The organism is Pseudomonas graminis (assembly GCF_001705435.1).
GTDB lineage: Bacteria > Pseudomonadota > Gammaproteobacteria > Pseudomonadales > Pseudomonadaceae > Aquipseudomonas > Aquipseudomonas graminis_B.
In genome coordinates this window covers 1-5,665 of sequence record NZ_MDEN01000035.1, presented here as the reverse complement: position 1 = coordinate 5,665, position 5,665 = coordinate 1, and the positions used below count along the sequence as shown (strand labels likewise).

Annotated in this window: 2 tRNA genes and 3 rRNA genes; all 5 read left to right on the top strand. The window is 51.6% G+C overall.

Going from position 1 to position 5,665, the window contains the following annotated elements:
- Positions 1-484: 484 nt before the first annotated feature.
- A 16S ribosomal RNA gene (locus tag BBI10_RS00185) occupies positions 485-2,021 on the top strand.
- A 121-nt stretch (positions 2,022-2,142) separates the two neighbouring features.
- Positions 2,143-2,219, top strand: a tRNA-Ile gene (locus BBI10_RS00180).
- A 10-nt stretch (positions 2,220-2,229) separates the two neighbouring features.
- Positions 2,230-2,305: transfer RNA gene (locus tag BBI10_RS00175), tRNA-Ala, on the top strand.
- Between the two features lie 233 nt (positions 2,306-2,538).
- A 23S ribosomal RNA gene (locus tag BBI10_RS00170) occupies positions 2,539-5,431 on the top strand.
- A gap of 146 nt (positions 5,432-5,577) precedes the next feature.
- Positions 5,578-5,665 (top strand): 5S ribosomal RNA (rrf, locus tag BBI10_RS00165); the annotation flags it as partial.

Below are 5,665 nucleotides of genomic sequence, written 5' to 3'. Positions count from 1 at the left end.
CTCTGGATCTGTCTATAATTCGCCCCACTTCCGGCGCAGACGAAACGGAAAACTCCTTGATAATCAAAGAGTTGGACGAAGTAAGCAGCGAGGAATGCTTCGGTTCAGATGCTTGAACCGACAGCGGTGAAAAAGGCAGTTGACAGCAGATTGTAACGCTGTAGAATTCGCCTCCCGCTGACGTGAGACGCCAAGTCGAACGAAGCGCAAGTGGTTGAAGTTGATAAGGAAACTTTGAAAACTTCTTAAAATAACCGCTTGACAGATACAAGAGACGCTGTAGAATGCGCGCCTCGGTTGAGACGAAAGATCTTAACCACCCGCTCTTTAACAACTGAATCAAGCAATTCGTGTGGGTGCTTGTGCTGTAAGACTGAAGTCGCAAGATTATCAGCATCGCAAGTTACTCCACGAGAAATCATGGTTTAACCAACGATTGCTGAGCCAAGTTTATAAGGTTTTCTCAAAACCTAATTGCAGTATTGAACTGAAGAGTTTGATCATGGCTCAGATTGAACGCTGGCGGCAGGCCTAACACATGCAAGTCGAGCGGATGAAGAGAGCTTGCTCTCTGATTCAGCGGCGGACGGGTGAGTAATGCCTAGGAATCTGCCTGGTAGTGGGGGACAACGTCTCGAAAGGGACGCTAATACCGCATACGTCCTACGGGAGAAAGCAGGGGACCTTCGGGCCTTGCGCTATCAGATGAGCCTAGGTCGGATTAGCTAGTTGGTGAGGTAATGGCTCACCAAGGCGACGATCCGTAACTGGTCTGAGAGGATGATCAGTCACACTGGAACTGAGACACGGTCCAGACTCCTACGGGAGGCAGCAGTGGGGAATATTGGACAATGGGCGAAAGCCTGATCCAGCCATGCCGCGTGTGTGAAGAAGGTCTTCGGATTGTAAAGCACTTTAAGTTGGGAGGAAGGGCAGTAAGCGAATACCTTGCTGTTTTGACGTTACCGACAGAATAAGCACCGGCTAACTCTGTGCCAGCAGCCGCGGTAATACAGAGGGTGCAAGCGTTAATCGGAATTACTGGGCGTAAAGCGCGCGTAGGTGGTTTGTTAAGTTGAATGTGAAATCCCCGGGCTCAACCTGGGAACTGCATCCAAAACTGGCAAGCTAGAGTAGGGCAGAGGGTGGTGGAATTTCCTGTGTAGCGGTGAAATGCGTAGATATAGGAAGGAACACCAGTGGCGAAGGCGACCACCTGGGCTCATACTGACACTGAGGTGCGAAAGCGTGGGGAGCAAACAGGATTAGATACCCTGGTAGTCCACGCCGTAAACGATGTCAACTAGCCGTTGGAAGCCTTGAGCTTTTAGTGGCGCAGCTAACGCATTAAGTTGACCGCCTGGGGAGTACGGCCGCAAGGTTAAAACTCAAATGAATTGACGGGGGCCCGCACAAGCGGTGGAGCATGTGGTTTAATTCGAAGCAACGCGAAGAACCTTACCAGGCCTTGACATCCAATGAACTTTCCAGAGATGGATTGGTGCCTTCGGGAACATTGAGACAGGTGCTGCATGGCTGTCGTCAGCTCGTGTCGTGAGATGTTGGGTTAAGTCCCGTAACGAGCGCAACCCTTGTCCTTAGTTACCAGCACGTTATGGTGGGCACTCTAAGGAGACTGCCGGTGACAAACCGGAGGAAGGTGGGGATGACGTCAAGTCATCATGGCCCTTACGGCCTGGGCTACACACGTGCTACAATGGTCGGTACAGAGGGTTGCCAAGCCGCGAGGTGGAGCTAATCCCAGAAAACCGATCGTAGTCCGGATCGCAGTCTGCAACTCGACTGCGTGAAGTCGGAATCGCTAGTAATCGCGAATCAGAATGTCGCGGTGAATACGTTCCCGGGCCTTGTACACACCGCCCGTCACACCATGGGAGTGGGTTGCACCAGAAGTAGCTAGTCTAACCTTCGGGAGGACGGTTACCACGGTGTGATTCATGACTGGGGTGAAGTCGTAACAAGGTAGCCGTAGGGGAACCTGCGGCTGGATCACCTCCTTAATCGAAGACTCAGCTTCTTCGCAAGTTCCCACACGAATTGCTTGATTCATTGAAGAAGACGATAGAAGCAGCTTTAAGCTCCAAGCTGATAGCTCACGCTAACAGTTACAAGCTCGAAATTGGGTCTGTAGCTCAGTTGGTTAGAGCGCACCCCTGATAAGGGTGAGGTCGGCAGTTCGAATCTGCCCAGACCCACCAATTTTGTTATGGGGCCATAGCTCAGCTGGGAGAGCGCCTGCCTTGCACGCAGGAGGTCAACGGTTCGATCCCGTTTGGCTCCACCATAACTGCTTCTGATTGCTGAAAGCTTAGAAATGAGCGCTCCATCCGCTGGGATGATGAGTGTTGATTTCTGGTCTTTTGACCGGATCGTTCTTTAAAAATTTGGGTATGTGATTGAAATATAGACTGGGCACCTCTTTCACTGGTGCGTGTCCAGGCTAAGGTAAAGTTTGTGAAATGCAAACTTTCGGCGAATGTCGTCTTCACAGTATAACCAGATTGCTTGGGGTTATATGGTCAAGTGAAGAAGCGCATACGGTGGATGCCTTGGCAGTCAGAGGCGATGAAAGACGTGGTAGCCTGCGAAAAGCTTCGGGGAGTCGGCAAACAGACTGTGATCCGGAGATGTCTGAATGGGGGAACCCAGCTGTCATAAGACAGTTACCTTACACTGAATACATAGGTGTATGGAGCGAACCAGGGGAACTGAAACATCTAAGTACCCTGAGGAAAAGAAATCAACCGAGATTCCCTTAGTAGTGGCGAGCGAACGGGGACCAGCCCTTAAGTTGATTTGAGATTAGCGGAACGCTCTGGAAAGTGCGGCCATAGTGGGTGATAGCCCTGTACGCGAAAATCTCTTGTCAATGAAATCGAGTAGGACGGGGCACGAGAAACCTTGTCTGAACATGGGGGGACCATCCTCCAAGGCTAAATACTACTGACTGACCGATAGTGAACCAGTACCGTGAGGGAAAGGCGAAAAGAACCGCGGAGAGCGGAGTGAAATAGATCCTGAAACCGTATGCGTACAAGCAGTGGGAGCCCACTTTGTTGGGTGACTGCGTACCTTTTGTATAATGGGTCAGCGACTTATTTTCAGTGGCGAGCTTAACCGAATAGGGGAGGCGTAGCGAAAGCGAGTCTTAATAGGGCGTCTAGTCGCTGGGAATAGACCCGAAACCGGGCGATCTATCCATGGGCAGGTTGAAGGTTGGGTAACACTAACTGGAGGACCGAACCGACTACCGTTGAAAAGTTAGCGGATGACCTGTGGATCGGAGTGAAAGGCTAATCAAGCTCGGAGATAGCTGGTTCTCCTCGAAAGCTATTTAGGTAGCGCCTCATGTATCACTGTAGGGGGTAGAGCACTGTTTCGGCTAGGGGGTCATCCCGACTTACCAAACCGATGCAAACTCCGAATACCTACAAGTGCCGAGCATGGGAGACACACGGCGGGTGCTAACGTCCGTCGTGAAAAGGGAAACAACCCAGACCGTCAGCTAAGGTCCCAAAGTCATGGTTAAGTGGGAAACGATGTGGGAAGGCTTAGACAGCTAGGAGGTTGGCTTAGAAGCAGCCACCCTTTAAAGAAAGCGTAATAGCTCACTAGTCGAGTCGGCCTGCGCGGAAGATGTAACGGGGCTCAAACCATGCACCGAAGCTACGGGTATCATCTTAGGATGATGCGGTAGAGGAGCGTTCTGTAAGCCTGTGAAGGTGAGTTGAGAAGCTTGCTGGAGGTATCAGAAGTGCGAATGCTGACATGAGTAACGACAATGGGTGTGAAAAACACCCACGCCGAAAGACCAAGGTTTCCTGCGCAACGTTAATCGACGCAGGGTTAGTCGGTCCCTAAGGCGAGGCTGAAAAGCGTAGTCGATGGAAAACAGGTTAATATTCCTGTACTTCTGGTTATTGCGATGGAGGGACGGAGAAGGCTAGGCCAGCCTGGCGTTGGTTGTCCAGGTTTAAGGTGGTAGGCTGAAATCTTAGGTAAATCCGGGGTTTCAAGGCCGAGAGCTGATGACGAGTGTTCTTTAGAACACGAAGTGGTTGATGCCATGCTTCCAAGAAAAGCTTCTAAGCTTCAGGTAACCAGGAACCGTACCCCAAACCGACACAGGTGGTTGGGTAGAGAATACCAAGGCGCTTGAGAGAACTCGGGTGAAGGAACTAGGCAAAATGGCACCGTAACTTCGGGAGAAGGTGCGCCGGTGAGGGTGAAGGACTTGCTCCGTAAGCTCATGCCGGTCGAAGATACCAGGCCGCTGCGACTGTTTATTAAAAACACAGCACTCTGCAAACACGAAAGTGGACGTATAGGGTGTGACGCCTGCCCGGTGCCGGAAGGTTAATTGATGGGGTTAGCTAACGCGAAGCTCTTGATCGAAGCCCCGGTAAACGGCGGCCGTAACTATAACGGTCCTAAGGTAGCGAAATTCCTTGTCGGGTAAGTTCCGACCTGCACGAATGGCGTAACGATGGCGGCGCTGTCTCCACCCGAGACTCAGTGAAATTGAAATCGCTGTGAAGATGCAGTGTATCCGCGGCTAGACGGAAAGACCCCGTGAACCTTTACTATAGCTTTGCACTGGACTTTGAATTTGCTTGTGTAGGATAGGTGGGAGGCTTTGAAGCGTGGACGCCAGTCTGCGTGGAGCCAACCTTGAAATACCACCCTGGCAACTTTGAGGTTCTAACTCAGGTCCGTTATCCGGATCGAGGACAGTGTATGGTGGGTAGTTTGACTGGGGCGGTCTCCTCCTAAAGAGTAACGGAGGAGTACGAAGGTGCGCTCAGACCGGTCGGAAATCGGTCGTAGAGTATAAAGGCAAAAGCGCGCTTGACTGCGAGACAGACACGTCGAGCAGGTACGAAAGTAGGTCTTAGTGATCCGGTGGTTCTGTATGGAAGGGCCATCGCTCAACGGATAAAAGGTACTCCGGGGATAACAGGCTGATACCGCCCAAGAGTTCATATCGACGGCGGTGTTTGGCACCTCGATGTCGGCTCATCACATCCTGGGGCTGAAGCCGGTCCCAAGGGTATGGCTGTTCGCCATTTAAAGTGGTACGCGAGCTGGGTTTAGAACGTCGTGAGACAGTTCGGTCCCTATCTGCCGTGGACGTTTGAGATTTGAGAGGGGCTGCTCCTAGTACGAGAGGACCGGAGTGGACGAACCTCTGGTGTTCCGGTTGTCACGCCAGTGGCATTGCCGGGTAGCTATGTTCGGAAAAGATAACCGCTGAAAGCATCTAAGCGGGAAACTTGCCTCAAGATGAGATCTCACTGGAACCTTGAGTTCCCTGAAGGGCCGTCGAAGACTACGACGTTGATAGGTTGGGTGTGTAAGCGCTGTGAGGCGTTGAGCTAACCAATACTAATTGCCCGTGAGGCTTGACCATATAACACCCAAGCAATCTGCACGAAGACAGCAGATTGCGGTGTGTGAAGACGCATGAAGACGAAAGTTTGCGAACACACAAGCGGTACCTTGATCACATACCCGATTTGCTGAAGCGTTCTCAGGAACGAGTCAGTACCCGAATTTCTTGACGACCATAGAGCGTTGGAACCACCTGATCCCATCCCGAACTCAGCAGTGAAACGATGCATCGCCGATGGTAGTGTGGGGTTTC